The 26,563-nt window shown below is 66.0% G+C and carries 33 protein-coding genes, 1 pseudogene and 1 riboswitch; of the genes and pseudogenes, 18 read left to right on the forward strand and 16 right to left on the reverse strand.

The features are described from left to right. Positions 1-2 precede the first annotated feature (2 nt). Both NZL82_RS13180 and NZL82_RS13185 read left to right on the forward strand, forming a co-directional pair. Positions 3-500: a methylated-DNA--[protein]-cysteine S-methyltransferase gene (locus tag NZL82_RS13180; RefSeq protein WP_261270214.1), complete on the forward strand. Its 498-nt coding sequence runs from the start codon at positions 3-5 to the stop codon at positions 498-500. Positions 501-611: 111 nt separating this feature from the next. Next, positions 612-824: a hypothetical protein gene (locus NZL82_RS13185; RefSeq protein WP_261270215.1), complete on the forward strand. Its 213-nt coding sequence runs from the start codon at positions 612-614 to the stop codon at positions 822-824. A gap of 318 nt (positions 825-1,142) precedes the next feature. On the opposite strand, the gene NZL82_RS13190 is transcribed toward NZL82_RS13185, so the two are convergent. Then, complete coding sequence (locus NZL82_RS13190; protein WP_261270216.1) at positions 1,143-1,547, reverse strand: OsmC family protein; 405 nt, start codon at positions 1,545-1,547, stop codon at positions 1,143-1,145. Between the two features lie 4 nt (positions 1,548-1,551). Then, a complete protein-coding gene (gene ppc, locus NZL82_RS13195) occupies positions 1,552-4,227 on the reverse strand; it encodes a phosphoenolpyruvate carboxylase (RefSeq protein WP_261270217.1) in 2,676 nt (891 codons plus the stop codon). A gap of 274 nt (positions 4,228-4,501) precedes the next feature. Here ppc and NZL82_RS13200 point away from each other — a divergent pair, with 274 nt between their 5' ends. Next, on the forward strand, positions 4,502-4,966 hold the full coding sequence (locus NZL82_RS13200; protein ID WP_261270218.1) for a hypothetical protein: 465 nt from the start codon (positions 4,502-4,504) through the stop codon (positions 4,964-4,966). A 10-nt stretch (positions 4,967-4,976) separates the two neighbouring features. After that, a complete protein-coding gene (locus tag NZL82_RS13205) occupies positions 4,977-5,594 on the forward strand; it encodes a DUF1826 domain-containing protein (protein WP_261270219.1) in 618 nt (205 codons plus the stop codon). Between the two features lie 46 nt (positions 5,595-5,640). Here NZL82_RS13205 and NZL82_RS13210 read toward each other — a convergent pair whose 3' ends face one another. Together NZL82_RS13210 and NZL82_RS13215 are read right to left on the reverse strand one after the other, a co-directional pair. After that, positions 5,641-6,087 carry a hypothetical protein gene (locus NZL82_RS13210; protein ID WP_261270220.1) on the reverse strand — a complete coding sequence of 149 codons (447 nt, stop codon included), beginning with the start codon at positions 6,085-6,087 and terminating at the stop codon, positions 5,641-5,643. Positions 6,088-6,107: 20 nt separating this feature from the next. Then, entirely contained in the window at positions 6,108-6,674 is a 567-nt protein-coding gene (locus NZL82_RS13215) for an HNH endonuclease (protein WP_261270221.1), read from the reverse strand. A 110-nt stretch (positions 6,675-6,784) separates the two neighbouring features. Between NZL82_RS13215 and gluQRS the strand changes: the two genes are divergently transcribed. The 8 genes from gluQRS to thiC all read left to right on the forward strand — a co-directional run bounded on the left by gluQRS (position 6,785) and on the right by thiC (position 15,095). Next, positions 6,785-7,636: a tRNA glutamyl-Q(34) synthetase GluQRS gene (gene gluQRS / locus NZL82_RS13220; RefSeq protein ID WP_261270222.1), complete on the forward strand. Its 852-nt coding sequence runs from the start codon at positions 6,785-6,787 to the stop codon at positions 7,634-7,636. A 9-nt stretch (positions 7,637-7,645) separates the two neighbouring features. Beyond that, complete coding sequence (locus NZL82_RS13225; protein WP_261270223.1) at positions 7,646-7,873, forward strand: twin transmembrane helix small protein; 228 nt, start codon at positions 7,646-7,648, stop codon at positions 7,871-7,873. Between the two features lie 4 nt (positions 7,874-7,877). After that, positions 7,878-8,441, forward strand: coding sequence for a cob(I)yrinic acid a,c-diamide adenosyltransferase (locus tag NZL82_RS13230; protein ID WP_261270224.1), 564 nt, complete (start codon positions 7,878-7,880; stop codon positions 8,439-8,441). Positions 8,442-8,479: 38 nt separating this feature from the next. Then, complete coding sequence (gene egtB / locus NZL82_RS13235; RefSeq protein ID WP_261270225.1) at positions 8,480-9,751, forward strand: ergothioneine biosynthesis protein EgtB; 1,272 nt, start codon at positions 8,480-8,482, stop codon at positions 9,749-9,751. 2 nt (positions 9,752-9,753) lie between these two features. Beyond that, positions 9,754-10,731, forward strand: coding sequence for an L-histidine N(alpha)-methyltransferase (gene egtD, locus NZL82_RS13240; protein WP_261270226.1), 978 nt, complete (start codon positions 9,754-9,756; stop codon positions 10,729-10,731). 197 nt (positions 10,732-10,928) lie between these two features. Further along, complete coding sequence (locus tag NZL82_RS13245) at positions 10,929-11,912, forward strand: ferritin-like domain-containing protein (RefSeq protein ID WP_261270227.1); 984 nt, start codon at positions 10,929-10,931, stop codon at positions 11,910-11,912. A 33-nt stretch (positions 11,913-11,945) separates the two neighbouring features. Then, positions 11,946-12,965: a ferritin-like domain-containing protein gene (locus NZL82_RS13250; RefSeq protein ID WP_261270228.1), complete on the forward strand. Its 1,020-nt coding sequence runs from the start codon at positions 11,946-11,948 to the stop codon at positions 12,963-12,965. 141 nt (positions 12,966-13,106) lie between these two features. Then, a riboswitch (TPP riboswitch) is annotated at positions 13,107-13,215 on the forward strand. Between the two features lie 32 nt (positions 13,216-13,247). Next, a complete protein-coding gene (thiC, locus tag NZL82_RS13255) occupies positions 13,248-15,095 on the forward strand; it encodes a phosphomethylpyrimidine synthase ThiC (RefSeq protein ID WP_261270229.1) in 1,848 nt (615 codons plus the stop codon). 10 nt (positions 15,096-15,105) lie between these two features. Here the strand turns inward: thiC and NZL82_RS13260 are convergent, their stop codons facing one another. Next, the gene (locus NZL82_RS13260) at positions 15,106-15,558 is read right to left on the reverse strand and encodes a hypothetical protein (RefSeq protein WP_261270230.1); all 453 of its coding nucleotides are present in this window, start codon (positions 15,556-15,558) and stop codon (positions 15,106-15,108) included. Positions 15,559-15,863: 305 nt separating this feature from the next. On the opposite strand from NZL82_RS13260, the gene NZL82_RS13265 reads away from it, so the two are divergent. Continuing rightward, the gene (locus NZL82_RS13265; RefSeq protein WP_261270231.1) at positions 15,864-16,001 is read left to right on the forward strand and encodes a hypothetical protein; all 138 of its coding nucleotides are present in this window, start codon (positions 15,864-15,866) and stop codon (positions 15,999-16,001) included. A gap of 30 nt (positions 16,002-16,031) precedes the next feature. Here the strand turns inward: NZL82_RS13265 and NZL82_RS13270 are convergent, their stop codons facing one another. The 4 genes from NZL82_RS13270 to ung all read right to left on the reverse strand — a co-directional run bounded on the left by NZL82_RS13270 (position 16,032) and on the right by ung (position 17,666). Beyond that, positions 16,032-16,298 carry a Txe/YoeB family addiction module toxin gene (locus NZL82_RS13270; protein WP_261270232.1) on the reverse strand — a complete coding sequence of 89 codons (267 nt, stop codon included), beginning with the start codon at positions 16,296-16,298 and terminating at the stop codon, positions 16,032-16,034. Next, positions 16,295-16,540 (reverse strand): type II toxin-antitoxin system Phd/YefM family antitoxin, encoded by a 246-nt coding sequence (locus NZL82_RS13275; protein ID WP_056435832.1) that lies wholly within the window; start codon positions 16,538-16,540, stop codon positions 16,295-16,297. Before NZL82_RS13275 ends, NZL82_RS13270 begins: the two co-directional genes overlap by 4 nt. Positions 16,541-16,579: 39 nt before the next feature. Beyond that, positions 16,580-16,891 (reverse strand): alkylphosphonate utilization protein, encoded by a 312-nt coding sequence (locus NZL82_RS13280; RefSeq protein WP_261270233.1) that lies wholly within the window; start codon positions 16,889-16,891, stop codon positions 16,580-16,582. Positions 16,892-16,970: 79 nt separating this feature from the next. Then, entirely contained in the window at positions 16,971-17,666 is a 696-nt protein-coding gene (gene ung / locus NZL82_RS13285) for a uracil-DNA glycosylase (RefSeq protein WP_261270234.1), read from the reverse strand. A gap of 114 nt (positions 17,667-17,780) precedes the next feature. On the opposite strand from ung, the gene NZL82_RS13290 reads away from it, so the two are divergent. After that, complete coding sequence (locus NZL82_RS13290; RefSeq protein ID WP_261270235.1) at positions 17,781-18,158, forward strand: hypothetical protein; 378 nt, start codon at positions 17,781-17,783, stop codon at positions 18,156-18,158. Positions 18,159-18,210: 52 nt separating this feature from the next. Here the strand turns inward: NZL82_RS13290 and NZL82_RS13295 are convergent, their stop codons facing one another. After that, positions 18,211-18,651, reverse strand: a complete 441-nt coding sequence (locus NZL82_RS13295; protein WP_261270236.1) for a DUF1810 domain-containing protein — start codon at positions 18,649-18,651, stop codon at positions 18,211-18,213. A 64-nt stretch (positions 18,652-18,715) separates the two neighbouring features. Between NZL82_RS13295 and NZL82_RS13300 the strand changes: the two genes are divergently transcribed. Beyond that, complete coding sequence (locus tag NZL82_RS13300) at positions 18,716-19,246, forward strand: hypothetical protein (RefSeq protein ID WP_261270237.1); 531 nt, start codon at positions 18,716-18,718, stop codon at positions 19,244-19,246. A gap of 106 nt (positions 19,247-19,352) precedes the next feature. Here the strand turns inward: NZL82_RS13300 and NZL82_RS13305 are convergent, their stop codons facing one another. The 6 genes and pseudogenes from NZL82_RS13305 to recQ form a co-directional block, all read right to left on the reverse strand. Then, positions 19,353-20,183 (reverse strand): MipA/OmpV family protein, encoded by an 831-nt coding sequence (locus tag NZL82_RS13305; protein WP_405051379.1) that lies wholly within the window; start codon positions 20,181-20,183, stop codon positions 19,353-19,355. Continuing rightward, positions 20,131-20,241: pseudogene (locus NZL82_RS19840) on the reverse strand (hypothetical protein); the annotation flags it as partial. The pseudogene NZL82_RS19840 and the gene NZL82_RS13305, both read right to left, overlap by 53 nt. A 79-nt stretch (positions 20,242-20,320) precedes the next feature. Then, a complete protein-coding gene (locus NZL82_RS13310; protein WP_261270239.1) occupies positions 20,321-20,764 on the reverse strand; it encodes a DUF2141 domain-containing protein in 444 nt (147 codons plus the stop codon). Further along, positions 20,685-21,503 carry a sterol desaturase family protein gene (locus tag NZL82_RS13315; protein ID WP_261270240.1) on the reverse strand — a complete coding sequence of 273 codons (819 nt, stop codon included), beginning with the start codon at positions 21,501-21,503 and terminating at the stop codon, positions 20,685-20,687. The genes NZL82_RS13310 and NZL82_RS13315 overlap by 80 nt, the downstream gene beginning before the upstream one ends. A gap of 358 nt (positions 21,504-21,861) precedes the next feature. Beyond that, positions 21,862-22,386, reverse strand: coding sequence for a GNAT family N-acetyltransferase (locus NZL82_RS13320; protein WP_261270241.1), 525 nt, complete (start codon positions 22,384-22,386; stop codon positions 21,862-21,864). 13 nt (positions 22,387-22,399) lie between these two features. Beyond that, positions 22,400-24,169 carry a DNA helicase RecQ gene (gene recQ, locus NZL82_RS13325; protein WP_261270383.1) on the reverse strand — a complete coding sequence of 590 codons (1,770 nt, stop codon included), beginning with the start codon at positions 24,167-24,169 and terminating at the stop codon, positions 22,400-22,402. A 153-nt stretch (positions 24,170-24,322) separates the two neighbouring features. Between recQ and NZL82_RS13330 the strand changes: the two genes are divergently transcribed. The 3 genes from NZL82_RS13330 to NZL82_RS13340 all read left to right on the forward strand — a co-directional run bounded on the left by NZL82_RS13330 (position 24,323) and on the right by NZL82_RS13340 (position 26,546). After that, positions 24,323-24,607, forward strand: a complete 285-nt coding sequence (locus tag NZL82_RS13330) for a CsbD family protein (RefSeq protein ID WP_261270242.1) — start codon at positions 24,323-24,325, stop codon at positions 24,605-24,607. Between the two features lie 410 nt (positions 24,608-25,017). After that, positions 25,018-25,599, forward strand: coding sequence for a TIGR00730 family Rossman fold protein (locus tag NZL82_RS13335; protein WP_261270243.1), 582 nt, complete (start codon positions 25,018-25,020; stop codon positions 25,597-25,599). Then, a complete protein-coding gene (locus NZL82_RS13340) occupies positions 25,596-26,546 on the forward strand; it encodes a phytoene/squalene synthase family protein (protein WP_261270244.1) in 951 nt (316 codons plus the stop codon). Before NZL82_RS13335 ends, NZL82_RS13340 begins: the two co-directional genes overlap by 4 nt. Positions 26,547-26,563: the final 17 nt, after the last annotated feature.

Here is a 26,563-nt window from a genome sequence, read left to right on the forward strand (position 1 = left end):
CCATGTTGAGCGAATGCACCATGGCCTCGCCGGTCGGCAAACTGACCCTTGTCGCCAGCGAGCGCGGCCTGCGCGCCATCCTGTGGGCCGAGGAACGGGCAGGGCGGGTCCGATTGCCCGAACGGCGCGACGATCCCGCCCATGCCGTGCTGGCCGAGGCGGTGCGCCAGTTGCGCGACTATTTCGAGGGACGGCGCCGCACCTTCGACCTGCCGCTCGATCCCGAGGGCACGGACTTCCAGAAAGCGGTGTGGACCGGCCTGAACGCCATTCCCTATGGCGAGACGCGCAGCTACGCCGCGCTGGCCGCCGCGATCGGGCGGCCGGGGGCCTCGCGTGCGGTGGGGGCGGCGAATGGCCGTAATCCGTTGTCGATCGTGACGCCGTGCCACCGGGTGATCGGCGCGAACGGGACGCTGACCGGCTTTGCGGGCGGGCTGGCGGTCAAGCAATGGCTGCTGGCGCACGAACGCGGCGAGCGGCAACGCGCGCTCGCCTGAGCGATCCACGACGGCCGCACCCGTCCGCGCGGCCGATCGAAGGGCTGCGGGCTTGGCCGGTCAAAGCCTGGGGGCGTATCCGTCCGCCGGCTTCCACCGGGAGAATCGGATATGCGATCGATGCTCTCGCCCGTAGCGGCCGCCCTGCTGACCGCCGCGAGCCCCGCGCCGACGCCGTGCAGCCGCAATCTGGGCGAGGTGCGAATCCGGCAGATCCTGGCGCCCATCCGCGAAAAGGTCGCGCGGCAGGGGGTGAACCCCGATGTGGCGGAGGCGACCTTCCGCGCGATGGTCGAGGGCTTCACCGCCGAGGAGGCGTGGTAGGTCGGGCGCTGAATTCCTTTCCGGCGGATCGACATTCAGCATTGCTTCTTCTTCCCCTCTCCCCTGGACAGGGGAGAGGGTTAGCGAAGCTTGCCAGCCTGCTGGCTAGCGCAGCTTGGGTGAGGGGTTAAGCGAGCCCAAAGGCTCGCGCGCTCACCAAGCGAGCGCCCACCCCTCACCCAGCTCCGACTAAGCCTTTGCTTTCGCAAAGACCAAGTCTGCGCAACCCTCTCCCCTCTGCGAGGGGCGAGGGAGGAAGGGCATCGCTGTGGCCTGCCATCTCCCCGCGCCGGGGAGGAATGAAAAAACAACGAGGCGTCAGTCCTCGTCCCACAGAATGGCGATCGGCGCTTCGATGCCCAGCACCGCATGGACCGGACAGGCCGCCGCCGCCGCTTCGAGCCTTTTGCGCTGGGCCGGGTCATAGTGGCCCGGCACGCGCACAGTCACGGCCAGCGTCGTGATCCGGCGCGGGGCGTTGCCCATCTCCTTGGTGACGGTCGCCGTCGCGCCCGCCAGCTCCAGCCCGGCGACGCGCCCCGCCATCGCCATGATGCTCAGCACGCAACCGCCCAGCGACACCGACAGCAAATCGCTCGGCGAAAAGCCCTCGCCGCTGCCCCCCAGTTCCTGCGAGGCATTGGTGACCAGCACCGCGCCGGAGTCGGGATGCTCGGTCCGGCAGCGCAGGCCACCTTCGTACCGGACCACGAAATCGGTCACGTTCTTACCCGCTGTTGCGCAGCGCGGTGGCGATGCCGTTGATCGACAGCAGGATGCCCTCGCCGATGCGCGGATCGTCCTCGCCCGCGCGGTGGCGCTTCATCAACTCAATCTGGAGCAGGTTCAGCGGCTCGATATAGGGCAGGCGCAGGCGGATCGACGCCTCCAGCGCCGGGTTGTCGGACAGCAGTCGCGTCTGCCCCGTCACGGTCAGCAAGCCGTCGCGTGCGCGGTGCCAGCCGTCATGGATGCGCCCGAAGATCGACTCGCGCAGGCCCTCATCCTCGACCAGCCCGGCATAACGGCGCGCGATGCCGATGTCCGACTTGGCGAGCACCATCTCCATATTCGCCAGCGTCGCGGCGAAGAACGGCCAGTTCTTGGCCATGTCGGCCAGCAGCGCCTTGTCCTCGAAATTCGCGATGGCGGTGCCGACGCCGAACCAGCCGGGCAGCATGACGCGCGCTTGCGCCCAGCTGAACACCCAGGGAATGGCGCGCAGGTCCTCGATCGCGTCGGACTTTTTTCGGCTGGCCGGGCGGCTGCCGATCTTCAGGCCCGCAATCTCCGCGATGGGGGTCATCTGGCGGAAGAAGGTGCGGAAACCCTCGGTGCCATAGACCAGGTCGCGATAGGTCGTGAAGGCGGTCGCCGACATCTCCTCCATCGCGGTGGTGAAGCGCGCATTGTCCGCCGCCGACAGCCGGTCCGGCTCCAGGCTGGCGAGCAGCGTCGCCGATGCCATCGCCTCGAGATTGGTCAATGCGGAATCGCGCGTGCCATATTTGCCCGCAATCACCTCGCCCTGTTCGGTGATTCGGATGCGGCCCTGCACCGTATTGTGCGGCTGGGCACGGATCGCGGCGAAGGCGCTGCCGCCGCCCCGTCCCACCGCGCCCCCGCGCCCGTGGAACAGCTGCATCCGAACGCCCGCTTCCTCGAAGACCGGGCGGAAGGCGCTCGACGCCTTGGACAGCGACCAGGTGGAGGTCAGGTAACCGCCATCCTTGTTCGAGTCCGAATAGCCGATCATCACCTCCTGATGCCCGCGTGCGCGAACGATGGCGGCGATCTCGGGCAGCGCGAAATAGGCGCGCATGATCTCGGGACCCGCCTCCAGATCCTCGATCGTCTCGAACAGGGGGACCGCCATGATCGCGGCAGTGGCGGGTTCGCCGGGACGATAAAGGCCGAATTCCTTCAGCATCAGGTTGATTTCGAGCAGGTCGGACACCGACTTGCCCATCGAGACGATATAGTTGGTCAGGCACTTCGGGCCGTATTTGGCATGCGCATCGGCGGCGGCCTGAACGATGGCGAGTTCGGAGCGGGTCTCGTCCGAATAGTCCGCATAACGGCTGAACAGCGGTCGGGCGTTGGCGAGTTCGCGGCGGAGCAGCGCGATGCGCGCATCCTCGTCCAGCGCCAGATAATCCGCCTCGACCCCAGCCACCTTGAGCAGTTCGGCGACGACGCGTTCATGCACCGCCGAATTCTGCCGCAGGTCGAGCGTGGCGAGGTGGAAGCCGAACGTTTCGACCGCGCGGATCAGCCGCCCGAGCGCGCCGCCGCTCGCCAGCGCGCCGTCGCCGCGCGCCGCCAGCCCGCGCGCGATCGCGACCAGATCGGTGCGCAGCGCCTTGGGATCGGGATAGGGTTCGCCGGTCAGGCGGCCGGGGCGCGGCGCGGGCTTGCCGGTCAGCGCCTGATGCGTCGCGGCGAGCCGCGCATAGATGCCCGACAGCGCGCGGCGATAGGGTTCGTCCGAGCGGCTGAGCGCCTCGTCGCCGCTCGCCTCGGCCAGTGCCAGCACCGCCTCGTCTACCTCGGCATGGCCGGTCGAGATCGACAGCTCGGCCCCCAGCGCGTGGATCGCGTCGCAATAATGGCCCAGCACCGCCTCGGCCGCGCGCGCCAGCGCGGTGGTCAGCGATTCGGCGGTGACGAAGGGATTGCCGTCGCGGTCGCCGCCGATCCACGATCCGGTGCGAAGGAAAGCGGGGACGCGCGTGCCGAACGCCTTGTCCCAGCGCTGATAGAGCGCGGGCAGCACCGGCAGGAAGACGTCGCGCAGATAGGACAGCGCGGTCTCCACCTCGTCGGTGACATAGAGCCGCTCGCGACGCAGCACGCGGGTCTGCCACAAAAGCGCGATCTGGCGACCGATCGCCGCCTCCACATCGTCGCCATCGGGGGTGACGTCGCGGCCCGCATCGCGCATCGCCAGCAATTCGGCGATTCGGTTGCGGTGGTCGATCATGCTCTTGCGGCGCACCTCGGTCGGGTGCGCGGTCAGCACGGGGACAACGAGCGCGCGGGCCAGCAACTCCATCGCCGCCTCTCGGTCGATGCCCTTGGCCGCCAAAGTCTCCAGCACTTCGCCAATATCGGTGCCCGGCTCGCGCGCGATCCCCTGCCGATCCTCGGCCAGATTGGCGAGCATCGAGAACAGCATGAAACCGCGCACGAAATCCAGCGTCTCGTCGAGCGCCAGCCGTTCGAGTTGCAGGTCGACAGAACCGTCCTCGCCCAGCCCGCGATAGCGGTCGACCGACGCACGGCGAATCGCCTCGGTCGCCTCGAACAGCGCGTCTCCACCATAGCGGCGGATCACATCGCCCAGTTGCGAGCCCAGGAAACGGATATCAGCGTTGTTCGCGATGGGAGGCAATTTGTTCATGCGCGCATTGCTGCAACGCAATAGGCCGGGCGTCAACCGATTGCAGATGGCAATGTTCATATAATATCTTGTGCCGTCATGCCCTAAAGTTGCGTTTAAGCGAATCGGTTCGCAGCTTCATCGATCGGGGCAGCGGCAACAGCAAGATTTCCTCACACATTAGCGAAGATATGTAATATCATTAACAATATGGGTTGGCGTGGTTTGCAACTGGCGGAAGCGCGATCGCGCAGGCGCCGGACGACACCACGATCATTAGAGAAAGGTAGGGGCTATGTTTACCGAAGAGCTGGTCCACACGGCGTTACAGACATGGTGCGACAATGTGGTGGCGGTCGGCCGGGTTCATGCCGAAGGCGGCGACGTCGTGGCCTTCGCCTCCCGGATCCTGAGCGACAATTATGATTACGACCATGGCAAGGTGCTGTTCAAACCGACGCTGACTTTCGGCGCGAAGACCTATCGACCGACCAAGGAGGGCGCGCTCGCCTATTTCATCGGCGGCAATGCCGACTTTCCGGACGACAAGGGGTTCAAGCTGAAGCCCTGGGTGAAGGCCTGGTACAGCAAGCTCGACTATATCTTGCACGGCGATCTGGCGATCGTGCAGTGCAACGTCCACTTCATCGGCGAGGATGACAGCCACATCTTCGTGAACAAGAGCTTCGTGTTCAAGCAATGCGAGGATGGGAAGGTGCGGATCATCCTTCACCAGTCGTCGCTGCCCTATCAGCCGTAGCGCGGGGGCGATGACCGCGATCGGCATGGCGCGGCGGGTCGCCATCGGTGGCGATAGCGCGCTGCTCGATCATATCGCGCGGCCCGATACGGCTTTGGCCATCTGGTGGCGTCGGTTGCCCCCGCCGCTTCGGGCGGCGCTGGACGCGCTCGACCTGAACGGTGTCGACAGCCTGTCGGTCGAGACCGATCTCGGTGGGTCGGTCGAGGCCTCCTTGCACGCGGCGGGATATGCGCGGGCGGTGTGCGAGATGCTGGGGGCGGACATCGACCGTCTCGTCCGGCGTCTCGCCGCGCTGAGCGGCGAGGATCGCCTGCGCGTCCGGCTCGCGGTCGGCCACGGAGGGGACGGCTATCAGTTCCACGCCGACCGCCCCCCCCTCGCGCTGCGATGCACCTATATCGGCCCAGGCATCCAATGGTGCTGCGTCGATGGGCTGGACGCGATCTGCGAGGTTCCGACCGGGGCGGTGGGCGTGTTCAAGGGGCGGATGCTGCTGGACCCGCCCATGATCCTTCACCGTGCGCCGCCTGGCGGTGATCGTCGCCTCGTGCTGGCGATCGAGCCGGCGCATGGTGGAGAGTGGGAGCGATCACTGCCGATCCTTCCCAGCGCCGATCCCTGTTGAGGGGAGAGTTGCACGGCGAACGATCCGGCGGCGGCCCTCGTTCGGCTCAGTTCATATTCCCTGGTGCGCCGTTGGTGGCCCCCGTCGCCACCGGGTTGGTCGGCGCGGCGGGGCGTTCGGTGCGCGAGGCTTCGCGTTCCTCAGATGTCACCGTGCCGTCGCGGTTCAGGTCCATCCGGTCGAACCGCGCCAGCATCCCCTCGAAAAATTCGCTTTCGGTGATCTCGCCGTCTTTGTTGCGGTCCAGTCCCCACAGACGCGAATTGGTGGTGGGCATTTCCTCGGCGGTGATGATGTCATTGCCGTCGCGGTCCAGTTCGCGGAAGCGGCGCGCCATCATGCCGCCGAAATCGACACGGCTGGTCACGGATGGCGGAACGAAGCCGGCCTTGGCGGCGGCGCGATCGGCTTCGGCACGATTCTCTTCCTTCTTGCCGCACGCCGCCGTCGCCATCATCGCCACCAGCCCGAGGCCTATCGCCCAATCCCGCATTCCCGACTCCCAACGGTTCGTTACGCTTCCAGCTCAACGTCCCAGTACAGCCAGTCGTGCCATGTTTCATGCAGATAATTGGGCGGGAAGCTGCGGCCATGCTCCTGCAAATGCCAGTTTGTCGGGCGGATCGGCTCGATATGCAGCGGCATTCCGGCCTGTCGCGGCGTGCGTCCGCCCTTCTTCAGATTGCAGGGCGCACAGGCGGTGACGACATTTTCCCAGGTCGTCCGGCCGCCTTGGGCGCGGGGAATGACATGGTCGAAGGTCAGGTCGCGGTGCGATCCGCAATATTGGCAGGAAAAACGGTCGCGCAGGAACAGGTTGAAGCGAGTAAAGGCCGGGAATTGCGACGGCTTCACGAATTGCTTCAGCGCGATGACCGAGGGCAGCTTGACCTTGGCGGTCGGGCTGCGCACCTCGCGCTCATAATGGGCGACGATATCCACCCGGTCGAGGAACACGGCCTTCACCGCGGTCTGCCAGGGCCAGACCGACAGCGGGTAATAGGACAGCGGCGTATAATCCGCATTCAGTACGAGCGCCGGACAACTATCCGGGTGTCGGATCAGGTCGGGATGAAACACAGCTCCTCCCTTCGTGGTACTGCTGCGCCTTTCGCCCAGCAGCGTGACATGGCTATGACAGTCCGGGCTATGACAGCATGGGACGGGAATCGCGGTCAAGGGGGTGGGCGATGAGCGGAGTGGGTCCCGTGACGCGTTTCGCGCCCAGCCCGACCGGGCGGCTGCATCTGGGCCATGCCCTGTCGGCGGTTCGCGCGCATGATCTGGCGCGGCGCGGCGGTGGCCGTTTCCTGCTCAGGATCGAGGATATCGACGGCACGCGCAGCCGCCCCGAACATGTCGAGACGATCTTTCGCGACCTGGAATGGCTGGGGCTGGAATGGGACGATCTGTCCTTCCAGTCCGAACGACTGGATCATTATGCGGCGGCACAGGGGCGGTTGGCGGACCTGCTCTATCCCTGTTTCTGCACGCGCGCCGAAATCGCCGCCAGCCTGTCCGCGCCGCATGGGGCCACGCCGCTCTATCCGGGGACGTGCCGCCATCTGTCGCATCAGGAGCGTGGCGCGCGGATGGGGGACCCGCATGGCTGGCGGATCGACATGGCGCGTGCGGTCGAGCGGGTGGGAGCGCTTTACTGGCATGACGAACGCGCAGGGGCAATCGTCGCCGATCCGCTGAGCCATGGCGACGTCATCCTGGCGCGCAAGGATGCGCCCGCCAGCTATCATCTGGCGGTGACCGTGGACGACGCGGCGCAGGGCGTGACCGACGTGGTGCGCGGCGTCGACCTGTTCGAGGCGACCCATGTCCACCGGCTGCTACAGGCGCTGCTCGGTCTGCCGACGCCGCGCTATCATCACCATCCGCTGATCGTCGGGGCGGATGGACAACGTCTGGCCAAGCGTCACGGCGCGCCCGCGCTGGCGGCGATGCGAGAGGGTGGCGAAGATGGGCGCGCACTGGCGGATGCGCTGCGCCGCAATATGCTTCCCGCTGGATTTCGGCTGGGGGAGGCGTAAGCTTCGGGGATGAGCACTTTCCTCGTCATCCTGCTGATCGCGGCGATGATCGCCACCGTCGTCGCGCTGGTGCGCGGCATCATCTCGTTCCTGCAGGAGGCCACGGCCGAGGCGAAGGGCGAGGGGCCGGCCGCGTCGCAGCTCAAGTCCAACCGGATGATGCAGCAGCGCATCTTCTTCCAGGCGCTGGCGATTACCATCGTCGTGCTGCTGCTGTTCCTGGCAGGGCGGACCTGATCCCTTGGTCAAGCTGACGAAAATCTACACCCGTACCGGCGACGAGGGCACCACCGGCCTGGTCGACGGCTCGCGCCGGTCCAAGGCGGATGCGCGCATGGTCGCGATCGGCGAGGTGGACGAGGCGAACAGCGCGATCGGCGTCGCCTTGCTGGCGATCGACGGGCCGCTGGCCGCGTCGCTGACGCATATCCAGAACGATCTGTTCGATCTGGGCGCCGACCTGGCCACCCCCGGCGACGTCCAGGGCGCCCTGCGTATCCTGCCCGAACAGGTCGTGCGGCTGGAAAAGGAGATCGACGCGATGAATGCGCGCCTGTCGCCGCTCACCAGCTTCATCCTGCCCGGCGGCACCAGCGCGGCCGCGCATCTGCATCTGGCCCGCGCCATCGCCCGGCGAGCGGAACGGGCCAGCGTGGCGCTGGGCGAGGAGGAGGCGATCAATCCGCCTGCGCTCGCCTATCTCAACCGATTGTCGGACTGGCTGTTTGTCGCGGCGCGGGTGATGAACCAAAGCGGCGCATCGGACGTTCTTTGGGTTCCAGGAGGGGTGCGCACGGAACGGTAAAGGGCCGGCCGGGTCCCCCGCTATCCGGGGAGCGCCCTATGCCGACTACAATACCGTCCCCCGTGACGGCCGTGACGCCTGCCGATCATCTGGCGTCCCGCTATCGGTCGGTGCGCGCACTGACGCTCGCCCTTGCCGAGCCTTTGTCCGACGCCGATGCGACCGTGCAGTCGATGCCCGACGCCTCGCCCGCCAAATGGCATATGGCGCATACGACCTGGTTCTTTGAAACCTTCGTGCTGCGCGACCATGTGCCGGGCTATGCGCTCCACGATCCGCGCTTCCCGTTCCTGTTCAACAGCTATTACGAGGCCGAGGGCAAGCGTCATGCGCGCCACCGCCGGGGGATGATCACCCGCCCGACGCTGGACGAGGTGCGCGCCTATCGCGTTCATGTCGATGCGGCGCTGCTCGCCGCGCTGCCCGACCTGCCCGAGGCGGCGCGCGAGCTGGTGGCGCTGGGCTGTCATCATGAGGAACAGCATCAGGAACTGTTCGTCACCGACATCCTCCACCTCTTTTCCGAAAACCCGCTGGAGCCCGCGCTCTATGCGCCCCTGCCCAAGACGCCGGTCGCCATGCCGGGCCCGATCGGCTGGATCGCGGGGCGGACCGGCATCGTGCAGATGGGGCATGACGGACAGGGTTTCGCCTTCGACTGCGAAGGGCCGCGTCACGATGCGCTGCTCCATCCCCATGCGCTGGCGGACCGCACCGTCACCAATGCCGAATGGATGCAGTTCATCGACGATGGCGGCTACCGCGATCCCTGGCTCTGGCTGTCGGACGGCTGGGCCTGGGTGAAGGCGGAAGACGTCGGCGCGCCGCTTTATTGGGAGATGCGCGACGGCGGCTGGACCCGGTTCGGGCTGGACGGGCGGCGCGCGGTCGATCCGGCCGCGCCAGTGACGCATGTCAGCTTCTACGAGGCGGATGCCTTTGCCACATGGGCCGGTGCGCGGCTGCCGACCGAGATGGAATGGGAGGCGGCGGCCTCCAGCTTCGACGCTTCGAGCGGCAATCAGATGGACGCAGCGGGGGCGATCGAGCCCCGCCCCGCCACCGATGGCCCTGCCTTTTTCGGCGATGTCTGGGAATGGACCGGCAGCGCCTATCGCCCCTATCCCGGCTTCCGCGCCGTAGAGGGCGCGGTCGGCGAATATAATGGCAAGTTCATGAACGGGCAGTTCGTCCTGCGCGGCAGCAGTTGCGCGACCCCGCGAGGGCATGGCCGCGCCAGCTACCGCAACTTCTTCTACCCCCATCAACGCTGGCAGTTCACCGGCGTCCGTCTGGCAAAGGACCTGTGACCATGTTGAAGCCTGAGATCGAGGACGGGCAGATGTCCCTGGCCGACCCCGCCTTCCGCGCGGACGTGCTTGCCGGACTGGAGCGTCGCCCGCGCGCCATTCCCGCCCGCTGGTTCTATGACCGGCGCGGTTCGGAATTGTTCGAGGCGATCACCGACCTGCCCGAATATTATCCCACCCGCACCGAAACCGCGATCCTGAAGTCCATGTGCCCCGAACTGGTCGCGCATGTCGGCAAGGGGCGCGCGGTGGTCGAGTTCGGATCGGGTTCCTCTACGAAGACACCCGTTCTGCTCCGCTGCGTCGAGCCTTCGGCCTATATACCGATCGACATTTCCGGCGACTTCCTGCGCGAATCCGCCCGCAATCTGCAACAGGCCTTTCCCGATCTTCCCATCCATCCGCTGGAGGGGGATTTCATGCGTCCGCTGACGCTGCCCGCGATGGTGGCGGACGCGCCGAAGCTGGGCTTCTTCCCCGGTTCGACCATCGGCAACATGACGCCCGCCATGGCGACCGACCTGCTGCGCGCGATGCGCGGATCGCTGGGCGAGGGGGCGATGCTGCTGATCGGGATGGACCGCGCCAAGCCCACCGATATTCTCGTTCCCGCCTATGACGATGCCCAGGGGGTGACGGCGGCCTTCAACCGCAATCTGCTCGACCGGATCAATCGCGAACTCGACGGCACCATCCCGGTCGAGGCCTTCCGTCATCGTGCGGTGTGGAACGACGACCGGTCGCGGATCGAAATGCATCTGTCGGCGGAGCGCGACGTGGACTTCACCGTCGAGGGTCGCCCCTTCGCCATGGCGGCGGGTGAGACCATCCATACCGAGAACAGCCATAAATACGGCCCGCGTGACGCCCGCATCCTGCTGCGCGCCGGCGGGTGGACACCCGTAGCGCAATGGAGCGACCCGGACGAACTGTTCGCGGTCTATCTGGCGGAGGCGCAATCGGTCAGGCTGGCTCCGTAAGCGGCCTGCCTACAATTTTTATGGCAAAAGCATTTATTTAACAAAAGTTGCGTCTTTTTTTTCGGGGTCACGTTTCGCTTCATGGTTCGGCCGAAAACTTTGCATGCGAAGTCTTCGGCCATACCCCTTTATGAGATCTTCTGACGGTAACTCAAATACAGAAGCTCTCATCTTGGTTCCTTACTGGGAGGAGCATGATGACGGAAAGCGCACAATTGCTCGACGCGTTCGACGCGCGGGTCGAGCGCCGCAATCGGCGGCGCGACTTCTTCAAGACGGCGATCGGCGCGGCGGCGGCGGGCGTGACCGCCTTTACCCTGACCAGCCGGGCCGGAGCGCAGGCAGCGATTACCGACACCGATATTCTGAACTTCGCGCTGAACCTCGAATATCTCGAAGCGCAATTCTATGCCTATGCCGCCAACGGCACGGGCCTGCCCGCCAACCAACTGACGGGTACGGGCACGCAGGGTGCGGTGACCGGCGGCGCGCAGGTCAATTTCGCGACCGGCAACAGCGGCGACGCGATCATCGGCCAATATGCGCGCGAGATTGCCGCCGACGAAGCCGCCCATGTCGCCTTCCTGCGCACCGCGCTGAGCAGCGCCGCCGTGGCGCAACCGGCGATCAACATCTCCGGCGATGCCAATGGCCCGTTCACGGCGGCGGCTCGCGCGGCGGGCGTGGTCGGTGCCAACGAGACCTTCAACCCCTATGCCTCGCCCACCGCGTTCCTGCTGGGTGCGTATATCTTCGAGGATGTCGGCGTGACCGCCTATAAGGGGGCGTCGCCCCTGATCAGCAACAAGACCTTCCTTCAGGCCGCTGCGGGCATCCTGGCGGTCGAGGCCTATCATGCCGCGATCGTCCGCACGACGCTTTACGGCCTCGGCTATGACATGACCAACCCGCAGTCCTCGCTGATCACCGCCGCAGGCCGCATCTCGGATGCCCGCGACAGTCTGGACGGCTCGACCGATCTCGACCAGGGGATCGCGCAGACGACCGTCAATGGTCAGCTCGTGTCCAACATCGTGCCGCTCGACAATAACGGCATCGCGTTCAGCCGGACGCCGCAGCAGGTGCTCAACATCGTCTATCTGAACAATGCGGCGGCGACGCTCGGGGGCTTCTTCCCGGCGGGCGTGAACGGCACCCTGCGCGCCAGCGCGGCGAACTAATCCCTTTTTCCTCGTTTCGAGAGGATTATCATCATGAGCGAAGAACGCTTCATTCTCGACGTCATCGACGAAGCCTCGGCCAAGCGCCGGGCCGATCGCCGCCGGTTCATGCGCATGGCCGCCGGGGCGGGGGCCGTGGGCGGGCTGGCGATGCTGGGCGCCTGCAACAATGACGATGACGACGTGATCGTCGTCCCCACCCCGACGCCGACCACCGCCCCGACCGGTTCGGTGACCGATGCCGACGTGCTGAACTTCGCGCTTCAGCTCGAATATCTGGAAGCGCAATTCTACAGCTATGCCGCTTTCAACACGGGCCTTGCCGCGTCGTTCCAGACGGGTACGGGCACGCAAGGCGCGGTCGCGACCGGCACGAGCGGCCAGCCGCGCGGGGTCGCGTTCAAGGACCCGATCGTCGCGCAATATGCGCGCGAGATCGCCCTGGACGAGATCGCGCACGTCAACTTCCTGCGCACCGCGCTCGGCACTTCGGCGGTGGCGCAACCGGCGATCAACCTGTCGGGCGATGCCAATGGCGCCTTCACCGCGGCGGCGCGTGCCGCCGGTGTGATCGGCGCGAACGATACCTTCGACCCTTATGCCTCGGACGAGAATTTCCTGCTCGCGGCCTATATCTTCGAGGATGTCGGTGTGACCGCCTATATGGGCGGCGTCACCCTGTTGAGCAACAAGACCTATGTCGAGGCGGCGGCGGGCATCCATGCGGCAGAGGCCTATCATGCAGGGCTGGTCCGCTCGGTCCTGTATCGCAAGGGGCTGACCACCTCGTCGCTGATCACCGCGGCGGGCCAGATTTCGGATGCACGCGACAGCCTTGATGGCTCGACCGATCTGGATCAGGGGATCGTCGCGACCGTCAATGGGCAGCAGGTGGCGAATATCGTGCCCGCCGATGCCAATGCCATCGCCTTCACCCGCACGCCGCAGCAGGTGCTGAACATCGTGTATCTGAACAAGGCGGCGGTGACCGGCGGCGGCTTCTTCCCCAACGGCCTGAACGGCAACGTCCGGACCAGCGCCGCCAGCGGCTGATCGCCTTTATCCTTCCCAAGGATCCCTGCCCCGGTCGGCCGTCTTCCCCTGCCCGATCGGGGCTTTTTTTGTCGTTCGCCCCGGCGATGGGGCGCTCCGCGCAAAACCGCTTCTTATCCGTCGCAAATCCGCTTATGCAGGGACTATCCCCGGGGGAGCGCTGGCCTGCGCTTGAGAGGGGGGCAAGAGCCCCCGACCCGCTGAACCTGATCCGGCTGACACCGGCGTAGGGAGGGAGCGGCCCCATCTCTCATGGTCCGCTTCCTCCGCATGGAGTGGACTATGGCAGATATTCCCGCAAAGGCTGAAATTGGCGTCACCACCGGCCCCATTCGTGGGTCGAAGAAGATTCATGTCGGACCGCTGGATGTCGCGATGCGCGAAATCCATCTCGACCCGTCCTCGGGCGAGCCGCCGCTTCGCGTCTATGACACGTCCGGCCCGTACACCGATCCGAACGCCCGCATCGACATCATGGCGGGCCTTCCCCAGCGCCGCCGTGCCTGGATCGAGGGGCGCGGCGATGTCGAGGCCTATGACGGCCGCGAAATCCGCCCCGAGGATAATGGCCAGCTCGGCCCCGACCGGTCGGGCGGCGTGCCGCAATTCCCGCGCACCGGGCTGAATCGCCCGCTACGCGCCAAGCCGGGCATGAATGTCAGCCAGATGCACTATGCCCGGCGCGGCATCATCACGCCCGAGATGGAATATGTCGCGACCCGCGAGAATCTGGGCCGCGAGATGCTCAAGGACTATGTCCGCGACGGCGAGAGCTTCGGCGCGAGCATCCCCGATTATGTAACCCCCGAATTCGTCCGCGACGAAGTGGCGCGCGGCCGGGCGATCATCCCCAACAACATCAACCACCCCGAATCCGAGCCGATGGCGATCGGCCGCAATTTCCTGGTCAAGATCAACGCCAATATCGGCAATTCGGCGGTCGCCTCCAATGTGGCGTCCGAAGTCGACAAGCTGGTCTGGTCGATCCGCTGGGGCGCGGACACGGTCATGGACCTGTCGACGGGGCGGAACATCCACGACACGCGCGAATGGATCATCCGCAACTCGCCCGTGCCGATCGGCACGGTTCCCATCTATCAGGCGCTCGAAAAGGTCGGCGGCATCGCCGAGGAACTGACCTGGGAAATCTTCCGCGACACGCTGATCGAACAGGCCGAGCAGGGCGTCGACTATTTCACCATCCATGCGGGCGTGCGCCTGCCCTATATCCCGCTGACCGCCAAGCGCGTCACCGGCATCGTGTCGCGCGGCGGCTCGATCATGGCGAAGTGGTGCCTGGCGCATCACAAGGAGTCGTTCCTCTACGAACGCTTCGACGAGATCACCGAGATCATGAAGGCGTACGACATCGCCTATTCGCTGGGCGACGGCCTGCGCCCCGGCGCGATCGCCGACGCCAATGACGAGGCGCAGTTCGCCGAACTCTACACGCTGGGCGAGCTGACCAAGCGCGCCTGGGAACAGGACGTGCAGGTGATGATCGAGGGCCCCGGCCATGTGCCGATGCACAAGATCAAGCAGAATATGGACAAGCAGCTTGAGGCGTGCGGCGAGGCGCCCTTCTATACGCTCGGGCCGCTGACCACCGACATCGCGCCGGGCTACGACCATATCACCAGCGGGATCGGCGCGGCGATGATCGGGTGGTACGGCACGGCGATGCTCTGCTACGTCACGCCCAAGGAGCATCTGGGCCTGCCCGATCGCGACGACGTGAAGGTCGGGGTGGTGACCTACAAGCTGGCCGCCCATGCCGCCGATCTGGCCAAGGGGCACCCGGCCGCCAAGATGCGCGACGACGCGCTGAGCCGCGCCCGCTTCGAGTTTCGCTGGCGCGACCAGTTCAACCTGTCGCTCGACCCCGACACGGCGGAATCCTACCACGACCAGACTCTCCCGGCGGAGGGCGCCAAGACCGCGCATTTCTGTTCGATGTGCGGCCCGAAATTCTGCTCGATGAAGATTACCCAAGAGGTTCGGGAATTCGCGGCCAAGCAGAACGCCCCGGTCGAAACCTTCGTCGCGGCCGAGGATGCCGAGGCGGGGATGCAGGAGATGAGCGAGAAATTCCGCGAGAAGGGCGGAGAGGTTTACCTTCCGGCAGAGTGAGGCTGTTTGATCAGTCTGGATCAGACAACATTGAATGCCGCTTTTCGGCGGATTGATATTTGGCCGGAAGGGGAACCCCTTTCGGCCAATATCCTATTCCCTTCAAATTCAAAAAGCGCTTTGAACGCCAAAGGTTTGTGCCGAAAACCTTGGTTTTGTCGGTGCCTGGAAAATGAAACCCTTGGCTTTCGAGCCGATCCATCAGCTCACTGCGCGATAGCGGTTTGCCCGCCTCGGCGATAACCGCTTCGGCCGCATCCATCACGTTGTTCAGCTCTGCGCCCGTCAAGCGCTGACGCGTGGACGCAGGTGCTTCCAGGGATAGCTCATAATTAGCGGGCTTTGCGCGATTGAGAGTGTGAGCCTCGAGTCGTAGATAATCCGCAATGAGATTTTCTACGAGTTTGAGTTCCTGGCGGAGTCTCTCTCGGCGTTCATATGCTTGGCGCAGAAGCTCGTCCATGCTCATTCCCTCGCAGCCAATGCCTAATAGGGCCTAAAAGTCACACCTTGCAAGATTTGGACTCGAAAGAGTGTTGACGTGAGTGCTGCGTAATGTATGTATGAGTCGGGTTATCAGATTATTAAGGAGTGCCCGAAAGGTCAACATGGAAGCCCGGCAATGCCGGAGAAGCGAAGAGGGCCGACCTTTCGGCCGGCCTTCCCGATGGCTCAACGTCGATGCGACGCGAAACCTCTGTAGTGGAATACTGAGAATCGCACGCTCCGACGGTTGGGTCAACCCCAATCCAATCACGGAGACGTTCCATGGCCGATCAGGCAATGCGTGACGACGGCAAGACGTATATCTTCCGTCAGTGCATCACGCTTCGGAACGGGAAGCGGATTTGCAAGCCTAACGGGCAAGCATTCCGCATCCCGGTGGACAATAACGAGGACAAGTAAAATGTTGAGTCGACGTCGTATGACGTCGGCTCAATAATGATACCGGCACTGTGCCACTTGCAGCACCTGCTCGTCGCGGCTGCCCGCCACCCGGTACACCAGACGATGTTCATGGCTGATCCGGCGCGACCACCAGCCGGATAGGTTGCCGCACAGCGGTTCGGGCTTGCCGGTCCCCTTGAACGGGTGACGGCGACATTCCTCGATCAGCGCATGGAGCTTGTCGCAGAGTTTGGTGTCGTGTTCCTGCCAATGGCGATAATCGTCCCACGCCGTCGGCCAGAACGTCACTCTCACGGAAAGGGCACACCTTCGTCGCCCGCTTCAAAGCCGCGCACGGCGTCCAGCAAGCGCTCGGCATTCTTGGGCGAGCGCAGCAGGTACAGCGTCTCTTCGATCGACGCCCATTCGCTGGCGGAGATCAGCACAGCCCCTTCGCCCCGCTGGCGGGTGATCGCCACGGGGGCGCGGTCGGCGACGACCTTGTCGATCATCGCCTTCAGATTCTCGCGCGCTTCGGAATAGGAGACAGCCTGCATACGTGTAGAATTGTACAATCACCTGTCCAATGTCAAGGTTCACCGCTTCCGCACAAACTCCGCGCGCAAGACCAACCCCTTGATCCCGTCGAACTTGCAGTCGATTTCCTGTGCATCGCCGGTCAGGCGGATCGACTTGATGAGCGTGCCGCGCTTCAGCGTCTGGCCTGCGCCCTTGACGGTCAGGTCCTTGATCAGCGTCACCTGATCCCCGTCGCTCAGCACATTGCCGACCGAGTCCCGGACGACCACCGCATCATCCTCGCCGACCGAACCGGCCTTGGCGGCGGCGTCGGATGCGCTGATCCATTCGCCGGTCGCTTCGTCATAGACATAGTCTTCGTCGGCCATCGCCGTTGGTCCTTATCATATCTGCGAAATGGCGGCCCCTATGCGCGCTCGCAGAAACTGATGCCATAGCTATTACAGATCAGGACAACGGCGGCAGCGCCCAGTCGATCGGCTCGCGGCCATGTTCAACCAGAAAGGCATTGGCGCGCGAAAAGGGCTTCGACCCGAAAAAGCCGCCGCGTGCCGACAAAGGCGAGGGGTGGACCGAGGTCAGGACGCAGTGCCGCCCCGCGCCCAGTTCGCGAACGAACCCCGCCTTCTTTTGGGCATAGGCGCCCCAGAGGATGAAGACGACCGGCTCGGGCTTGGCGGCGACGGCGCGGATCACCGCGTCGGTGAATCGCTCCCACCCGCGCCCCTGATGCGAGGCGGCCTGGCCCATCCGCACGGTCAGCACCGAGTTGAGCAGCAGCACCCCCTGCCGCGCCCAATGGTCGAGCAGGCCGTGGCCGGGCGGGGCGATGCCCAGGTCGGTCGCCATCTCCTTGTAGATGTTGACCAGGCTGGGTGGCGGGCGAACGCCCGGCTGGACCGAGAAGGCCAGGCCGTGCGCCTGGCCCTCGCCATGATAGGGGTCCTGCCCCAGGATCACGACGCGCACCTCGGGCAGCGGTGTCAGGTCGAGCGCGCGAAACCATTCGGACGGGCGGGGGAAGATGCGCTGGCCACTCTCGCGTTCCTGGGCCAGGAAGGTCTTGAGCGCCTGCATATAGGGCTCGTCGAACTGGTCGCGCAGGACGGCCAGCCAGCTTGGATCCAGACGGATGTCGCTCATCGCTTCCTCTTGCCTCTCGTGCGATTGCCGCGCAACCGGCTTGGCGGATAATCGTTATGCACCCGATACGGTCGTCAACCTGTCGGCCGGGGAGCCTTTTGGAGGATCATGGTCATGAAGCGTTCGACGATCACCCTCGCCGTGATGACGGCCGCATTGCCGCTGGCGGCCTGTGGTTCCTCGACCGAGCCGACCGGTGCCAACACGACCGCCGCCATAAGCAATGGCAGCGTGATGAGCGCCGATGCGCTGGGCGCCAAGATTCGCGCCTTGCCCGAGGGGCAGCGTCGCGGGGTCCTGTTCCGCGCGATCCGCGATGCCGGCCCGAGCGGTGCCGGCTGCCAGTCGGTTACCGCTATGAAGGAAGCGGCGGCGGTCAACGGCAATCCCACTTGGAATGCGGTCTGCGACAACAGCACGCAATGGACGATCGTGCTGACCGCCGATCAGTCGGCCAGCGTAACCGGCCCCGGGCCCGTCACGATCAAGTGAGTGGACTGGCGAGTGATCGACCTGGCGACAGGCTCAGCGATGATGCGCGTCATCATGCGCGCCGGTCGAGCCTCGCCAGCGTCGCCTCGTCGTCAACTCCGCCGAAGAACCGGTCCAACCCGGCGCGGAACGGTGTGGGGTCGTCGGCCACTGCCGCGAACAGCGTCAGCGACGAACGCAGCTTCATCGCATCGATCCCGCCGAACACCGCCTCTGCCGATCCCGGTGCGGCGATGGCGGTGCGAACCGCGTCCAGCAGGCGGGGCCCCAGGATCGGATGCGCCAAATAGGCCTGCGCCTCGCTCGCATCGCGGATCGCATAATGTTGCGCGGTGGCACTGCGGCCCAGCCCGGCGATCTGGGGAAAGATGAACCACATCCAATGGCTCCGTTTTCGTCCCGCACGCAATTCGTCCATGGCAGTGGCGAAGCTGTCCGCCTGGGCCGCGACGAAGCGGTTCAGCGCGGGATCCGGGGCGGGGAAGGCTGTCATGTATTGGCAACCGGCCATGCCGTCGAAGCGTTCCCGCCAAAAGCAATTGATTCAGGAGAGAGAGATGCGCCGTTTCGCCTTCCTTGCCCCTATGGCCCTGCTGGCACCGGCGCTGGCCTTGGCGCTGGCGGCGTGCGGCGGGAAGGCGGAGGAGGCCGATTCGGATGTCGCGCCGGGCAACTTCACGCCCCCCGGCACCGCCCGACCCACGCCGATCGCCGGGGTGGCGCAGGTCAATCCGCTGACCGCCTATATCGGCCATTATCCCAATGACGCCGTGGACGGCGTGACCTTCTTCGACCGGACCGAGGTGGCAAGCGCGCTGCACGATGCCGTGGGGAACCAGCAACTGGTTCAGCGGATCATGTCGCGCGGGGCGGTGACGGTGCCGATCTTCCGCAAGGGCGAGCAGGTGATCGCGGCGCATGGCTGTACCCCGCACGACTGCGCCGACAACAACTGGACGGTCGAGGTCGATACCAAGGCGTCCAGCGCGCGGGTCTGCTATCATGACCGCGAAACGATGGGCGACCGCAGCCAATGGTATATGGGTGGTGCCCCGGTAACCCAGCCCGGGGAATGCCCGCAGGAATGAGGCGGCTATCTCCGAGGTCCTGAAGCTAAGGGGGTGTCACGCCCTCGACGGCGCAACACCCCTCGACCAGCTTCGCCTGTACCTCCCCACGTGGGGGAGGGGGTTTTCAGAAGGTATAGGCCACACCCAGCGCGCTGAGCCACTGGCCGCGCGAACCGGCCTGCGAGACGATCGGGCTGTCGGCGAAATCATTGACCATGCGACCATAGGTCACGCCGCCGACCAGCTTCCAACCCTTCAGCAAATTGCCGGTGATCGAATAGGTGGCGAGCCCGCCGACCGACCAGTCCTTCCACCCCGACCGGGCATTGTAGACCGGCAGGCCGCTCGCCACGCTCTGGTTCGGGTCGATCGAGAAATAGCGGCGGGCATAGCCGCGCCCGGCATGTTCCGCCGTGGCGAACAGGCCGACCGCCGCCTTGGTCGACAGCGGCGTGAAATAGTTGACCGAGGGCTGCCAGATGCCGCTGTCGTGCACGCCGGTCACGTCGTGGCGATAGCTGACCGAAACGGAGAGGCGGTCATAGGGGCTGGTCACCACGCCGACCTTGCCGATGCCGACATAGCCGCCCAGTTCCACCGCCGCGCCGATCTTGCCCAGCGCGCGGACGCGGGGATCGTCGATGCGCGACGGGGCGGTGCGATCGAGATTGACGACGCCGATCGGCCCCGCCTGGAAATCCCAGTCACGGTTGTTCTTGTCGCCGATCAGGTCGACCGACAGGCGGTTGCCGATCAGCGTGATCGTGTGCCCGTCGATATAGGCCAGCGCAGCGGGGGCGGGCGAAAAGGAATAGTCGTTTGACCCCTCATAATCCGGGAGATAGGCCGCACCCAGACCGATGGTGATGGTGTTCTTGCCGAGCTGACCCGCCATTTCGGCGGCGGCGGGATTGGTGGCGACGGTCGTGTCCTGCGCCAGGGCAGGCGCCGCCAGGGACAGCGCGCCCGCGACGGCCAGCGGGGCGATGACGCGCGACGATAGGCGCGAAAATGAACGCAAGACGGAAAACTCCCCGATTGGATTATCCGAAATGGAACGCCAGGGTGAGGATTTCGCTCCGGTTCCGCCGTTCAGAAAATGTAACGCATCCGAATCTGTTGTGTTTCGGCAACAGAATCCAGGGTGAACCGCGCGGCCGTGAAGCGCGGCGGGCCGAAGCGGATCGCCGGATTGCGCGAGAAACCAAAGCCTTCGCGCGGGATGCCGGCCAGCGTGTCCAGCTTGGCATTGCCGTTTTCGTCATGGATGACGGCGGCGGCGTAATCGCCATGCGGCAGGCCGTCGAGGTGCAAGGCCTTCTGCCCCGCCGGTACCGAGCGCGTCATCGCGCGCGCATCATCGACACAGGCGGGGAAATTGTCCGGATCGGCGGTCAGGCAGAGGCGGATCATTCCCTTGGCCGAGCGCATCTGGTCGATGCCGATGTCCAGTCGACTAACCGGTGCGGCGCTCATCAGCGGCAACGCGGCCAGGACCAGCGCCAGCCCCCGCAACGCGGCGCGCCGCCTGCGCATGGGCGCGTTCGAAATCGCCAAGACCCCGGTCGGTCCCGCACAGTCGATCCCAGAAGCGGAAATAGAGTCCATAGTTGCACCCATATTGCTCATGATGCCGTTGGTGATGGCTTGCGGTAATGAGCCACCCCCCCAGGTGCCCCTGCCACATGAAGCGGGGAAAGATTTCCCACCCCATATGGTTGGTGACGCCCATAACGGTCATGATCGTCAGGACCAAGCCGAGTGCGGCGACATGGATCGGAATCACGAAGACCAGTAGCGGAATGGCCACAGCACCGGTCACCGCCTCGATCGGGTGAAAGGCCATGGCGGCCCAGGCGGTGGGCGGACGGCTGGCGTGATGGACGGCATGGGCGCGCTTGAAGATCGCCGGGCGGTGCATCCAGCGATGCGTCCAGTAGAACCACGTATCGTGCGCGATCAGATAGAGCAGCACCGAGACGGGCAGATACCAGAGCGGCCAGGCATGGACATCGGCATAGATTCGCGTCCACCCGCGATTCTGCCAGCCCCAGGCGACGATCCCGGCGGGCACCCCGTAAATGGCGGCGGAGGCGAGGCTCCACCAGATTTCGCGGCGGATCTGCGGGTCGAGCCCGGCATAGAGGTTGGGATGCCGCGCCCTGGTCGCCAGCGCGAACGCGCCAGAGGCGAGCAGATAGCGCACGCCGACGATCAGCGTCATGGCGATGGCGGAAAGGATCAGGGCAAGCGTCACGGGGGCAGTGTAACCCATTGGAGGCGGGGCTTGAACCGCCAACGTCGGGCGCGGGGCCTTTTGTTCGCGCGGCGGCGCGAAGGCGCAGAGAGGTTTGAGCGGGCGTCGGCGTCCGGTGCCTCTTCGTCCGTCGCCCCTGACGCACCGTCGGTGACGAGAAGCGGCCTTCGGTCGGAAATCTCCTCTCCGCACAAGCCATACCGCATGCCGTCCAGGCCAAGCGCGGTCGAAGGACTTCCGTCTTCCTCTCCTGCAAGGGGGCAGCGAAGCTGGCGGAGGGGTGTCACCCTATCGAGAGTGGGATACCCCTCCGTCAGGCCTGCGGCCTGCCATCTCCCCTTCCAGGGAAGGAATGGGCCGAGCGTCGGTCGGCGTCTCACCCCCGCTGGAAAATCCGAATCGGCCGGTCGTGATACACCCCCTCGACCGGCGCCGCATAACCCAGCTTGCCCGCCAGGCCGATCGACGCCGCATTGCCGGGATCGATGATGCAGCAGGTTCGCCTGATGCCTCGCGCATCCGCCCAATTGAGCACCGCGCGCATTGCCTCGGCCGCATAGCCCCGACCATGGGCCGCCGGGACCAGCGTCCACCCCACCTCCGGCACCGTCAGTTCGGGCCTGATCGCACGGCGCGATTCCAGCAGGCCCATATCGCCCAGCACATCGCCCGTCGCCCCGTCGCATACCACCCAGGCGCCATAGCCGAACACCGTCCAGCATCCGACCGACCGAAGCAGTCGAATCCACACATCCTCGCGCGGGCGGGGCTTGCCGCCGATCATGCCGTACACCGCCGGATCGGCCCACATCGCCGCCAGCGCGTCGAGATCGTCGGGATGGTGACCACGCAGGATCAGTCGCTCGGTGGTCAGGGTCGGGGCGGGGCTGGTGAAGGTCATGACGCGAGCGATACTAACCGGCGTCGCGGATCACCGCCAGAAAGGCTTCGCCATAGGCATCCAGCTTGCGCGCACCGATCCCCGACAGCAGCGATAGCGCCGCGCGGCTGGTCGGGCGCTGCGCCGCCATGTCGCGCAGCACCGAATCGTGGAAGATGACATAGGGCGGCACCCCCGCCTCCTGCGCCAGTTCGCGCCGCTTGGTGCGCAGCGCCTCGAACAGCGGATTGTCCGCCGGGTTGGCGGCGACCGGCGCGGCACGACGGCCCTTGCGCTCGCGTTTGGGCGGCACGACCAGCGACAGCCGCGCCTCGCCCTTGATCAGCGCGCGCGCGGCGGGGCCGAACTCCAGCCCGCCATGATGATTGGTGCGCAGCGCATCGCGCAGCAGCAGCGCGCGGTGGACCGGCTTGAGCAGCGCCACCTCGTCGCCGTCGACGATATTCCACACCGACAGCGCCTCATGCCCGTTCATCAGGCTGCGCTCGGTCGACTGGCCGGTCAGCACCTGCTCGATATAGCCCGCGCCGAACATCTGGCCGGTGCGGAACACCGCGGACAGGAATTTCTGCGCGGTCGTCGTTGCATCGACCGCATCGGGCGAGCCCAGGCAATTGTCGCAATTGCCGCAATCCTCGGGCAAATCCTCGCCGAAATGGCGCAACAGGATGCGGCGGCGACACCCGCCCGTCTCGACCAGCGCGCCCAGCGCCGCCAGCCGCGCGCGCTCGCCGGGCTGGCGTTCGGGCTCCACCTCGGCGATGCGCTGGCGGGCGCGGGCGAAGTCCTCCGCGCCCCAGAAGAGATGCGCGACCGACGGATCGCCGTCGCGGCCCGCGCGCCCGGTCTCCTGATAATAGGCCTCGATCGACTTGGGCAGCCCGGCATGCGCGACGAAGCGGACATCGGGCTTGTCGATCCCCATGCCGAAGGCGACGGTGGCGCAGATCACCATATCCTCGCTCGCCACGAAATCGGCCTGGTTCTTGGCGCGGATCGCGGGGTCCAGCCCGGCATGATAGGCGCGCACCGGCCGGCCGGGGCGGGCCAGCGCCTCGGCCAGCTTCTCGGTCGCGGCGCGCGTCTGGGCATAGACGATGCCGGGGCCGGGCGTGTCGGCGACCACCCGCGCGATCTGCAAGTTCACATTGGCCTTGGGACTGATCGCATAGCGGATATTGGGCCGGTCAAAGCCCGAGACGATCATCCCCTCGACCGGAATGCCCAGCTGCTTGGCGATGTCGGCGCGGGTATGCGCGTCGGCGGTCGCGGTCAGCGCGAGCCGGGGCACGTCGGGGAACGCATCCATCAACGGCTCGAGCAGGCGATAATCGGGGCGGAAGTCGTGGCCCCATTCGCTGACGCAATGCGCCTCGTCGATCGCGAACAGGCTGAGCGGTGCCGAGCCCAGCAGCTCGCGGAAATGCCCCGACGACGCGCGTTCGGGGGCGACATAGAGCAGGTCGAGCTGGCCGTCGCGGAAGCGCGCGACCGTCTCGGCGCGATTCTGGTCGACGCTGGTCAATGTGGCGGCGCGGATGCCGACCGCCTCGGCCGCGCGCAACTGGTCGTGCATCAGCGCGATCAGCGGGCTGACCACGACGCAGCATCCGTCCATCATCACGGCGGGAAGCTGGTAGCAGAGCGACTTGCCCGCGCCGGTCGGCATCACCGCCAGAGTCCGCTGGCGGTTCAGGACACGGTCGACCACCTGTTCCTGGACACCCCGGAACTGGCTGTACCCGAAAACTTCGTGGAGCTTGGCAAGGGGGTCGGCGACCATCGCCGTGCATGTAGCGACGCCGGGCGGATGGGGAAAGGGCGCGACGACGCGCGCCGGTCGATCCCGGCTCTCCATCGCGGCCGTTTCGGAAACATCGGCGGCCTTGCGGGTTTGACGCCCCAATCATTCCTGCCTCGTGAAAGGAGAAATTTCATGAACACCGACACGATCGACGGCGCAGCCACCAATTTCGGCGGTCAGGTCAAGGAAGGCCTGGGCGGCGTGCTGGGCGACAAGACCATGCAGGCCGAAGGCAAGGGCGAACAGCTGGGCGGCAAGACCCAGAAGGCTTTCGGCGACGCCAAGACCAGTGTCGACCAGGCGGTGCGTCCGCTGTTCGATCAGGTCCGCGACTTCGTCCGCGAGCGTCCGCTGGCCTCGGCCGCGCTGGGCGGCGTGGTCGGCATCGCGCTGCTCAACACGCTGCGCGGCAAGTAAGCGCTACGGCGGATCGACATTCAGTATTGCTTCTTCTTCCCTCTCCCCTGGACAGGGGAGAGGGTTAGCGAAGCTTGCCAGCCTGCTGGCTAGCGCAGCTTGGGTGAGGGGTTGAGCGAGCCCAAAGGCTCGCGCGCTCGCGGAGCGAGCGCCCACCCCTCACCCAGCTCCGACTAAGCCTTTGCTCTAGCAAAGACCAAGTCTGCGCAACCCTCTCCCCTCTACGAGGGGCGAGGGACGGAGAGGCGTCGCTGAATGTCGATCCGACTTGGTCCGAAGGATGTGACGGGCGATGCGGGGCGACCGCATTGCCTCTTTCGTCATGCGCCGACGGTGCCCGGCGGGCAGCGGCAGGCGGTTCGCCGTAACCCGCTTGCTCCGTCCCGCCCCATCGCCTAGCGCTCATCACCATGAAGCGATTGGCCATTTATTGCGGGTCGGCGACCCCCAGCGACCCCCTCTATATCGAAACGGCGCGGAGCGTCGGGCGCGGGCTGGCGGAGCGGGGGATCGGCGTCGTCTATGGCGGCGGACGGCTGGGCCTGATGGGCGCGGTCGCCGATGCGGCGCTGGCGGCCGGGGGCGAGGTGATCGGCATCATCCCGCAGGCGCTGGTCGATGCCGAGGTCGCGCATCGCGGCCTGACCGAGCTGCACGTCGTGCCCGGCATGCACGAGCGCAAAAAGGCGTTCACCGACCTGTCCGACGGCTTCATCACCATCGCGGGCGGCACCGGCACGATGGACGAGCTGTGGGAGGCACTGAGCTGGGCGCAGCTCGGCTATCATGCCGATCCGGTCGGACTGCTCAACACCGGCGGCTACTACGATCATCTCGTCGCCTTCTGGGACAAGATGGGCGAGGTCGGGTTCCTGCGGCCGCAGCACCGCGACTTGCTGATCGTCGACGATACGCTCGACGGGCTGCTCGACCGGATGGCGGCGCATGTCCCGACCCAGCCGATCGTGCGCATGAACGCGGGCGACCTGTGAGCCAGCCCGCCGCCCCGACCGAGCGGGCGGCGCTGGTGGCGGCGGCCAAGGCCTCGATCGCGCGTGGGTCTAAGAGCTTCGCGGCGGCCAGCCTGTTGTTCGATCCCGACACGCGCGAGCGCGCCTGGCTGCTCTATGCTTGGTGCCGCCGGTGCGACGACATCGCCGATGGGCAGGACCATGGCCATGGCATGACCCGCGTCGCCGATGCACCCGCCCGGCTGGCGGAGCTGACCGAGAAGACCGAGGCGGCGCTGGCAGGGCAGGTCGTCGGCGATCCCGCCTTCGATGCGCTGCGGGTCGTCGCGGCGGAAACGGGGATGCCGCATCGCTGGCCACGCGACCTGATCGCGGGGTTCGCGCTGGATGCCGAGGATTGGCGGCCCGAGACCGAGGAGGATCTCTACCGTTACTGCTATCATGTCGCGGGCGTCGTCGGCTGCATGATGGCGGTGACGATGGGCGTGGCACCCGATGACGAGGCGGTGCTCGACCGTGCCTGCGACCTGGGGATGGCGTTTCAGCTCGCCAATATCGCGCGCGACATCGCCGAGGATGCGGGGGCGGGACGGCATTATCTGCCGCGTGAATGGCTTGCCTATAAGAGTATCTCGCCCGACGCGATCATGGCGCCGTCGCACCGACCGGGCCTGAGCGCATTGGCCCGCCGCCTGACCGACCAGGCGGCCCGGTTCGAGGCGAGCGCGCGGATGGGCACGCCCGCTTTGTCCTATCGGTCGGCCTGGGCGGTCCTGTCGGCGGCGGCGATCTATGGCGCGATCGGGCGCAAGGTGGCGCGGCGTGGCCGGCGGGCCTGGGACAACCGCGTTGGGACCAGCAAGACCGAAAAGCTGCGTTTCATGGTGGCGGCAAGCATGCAGGCTGCGCGGCGGGCCCGGATGACGATCACGCCGCGCGACCCGACGCTATGGACGCGACCGCGTTAATCGTCCTTGCTCCCGTT

It is taken from the genome of Sphingomonas sp. LC-1 (genome assembly GCF_025371035.1).
GTDB classification, from domain to species: domain Bacteria; phylum Pseudomonadota; class Alphaproteobacteria; order Sphingomonadales; family Sphingomonadaceae; genus Sphingomonas; species Sphingomonas sanguinis_E.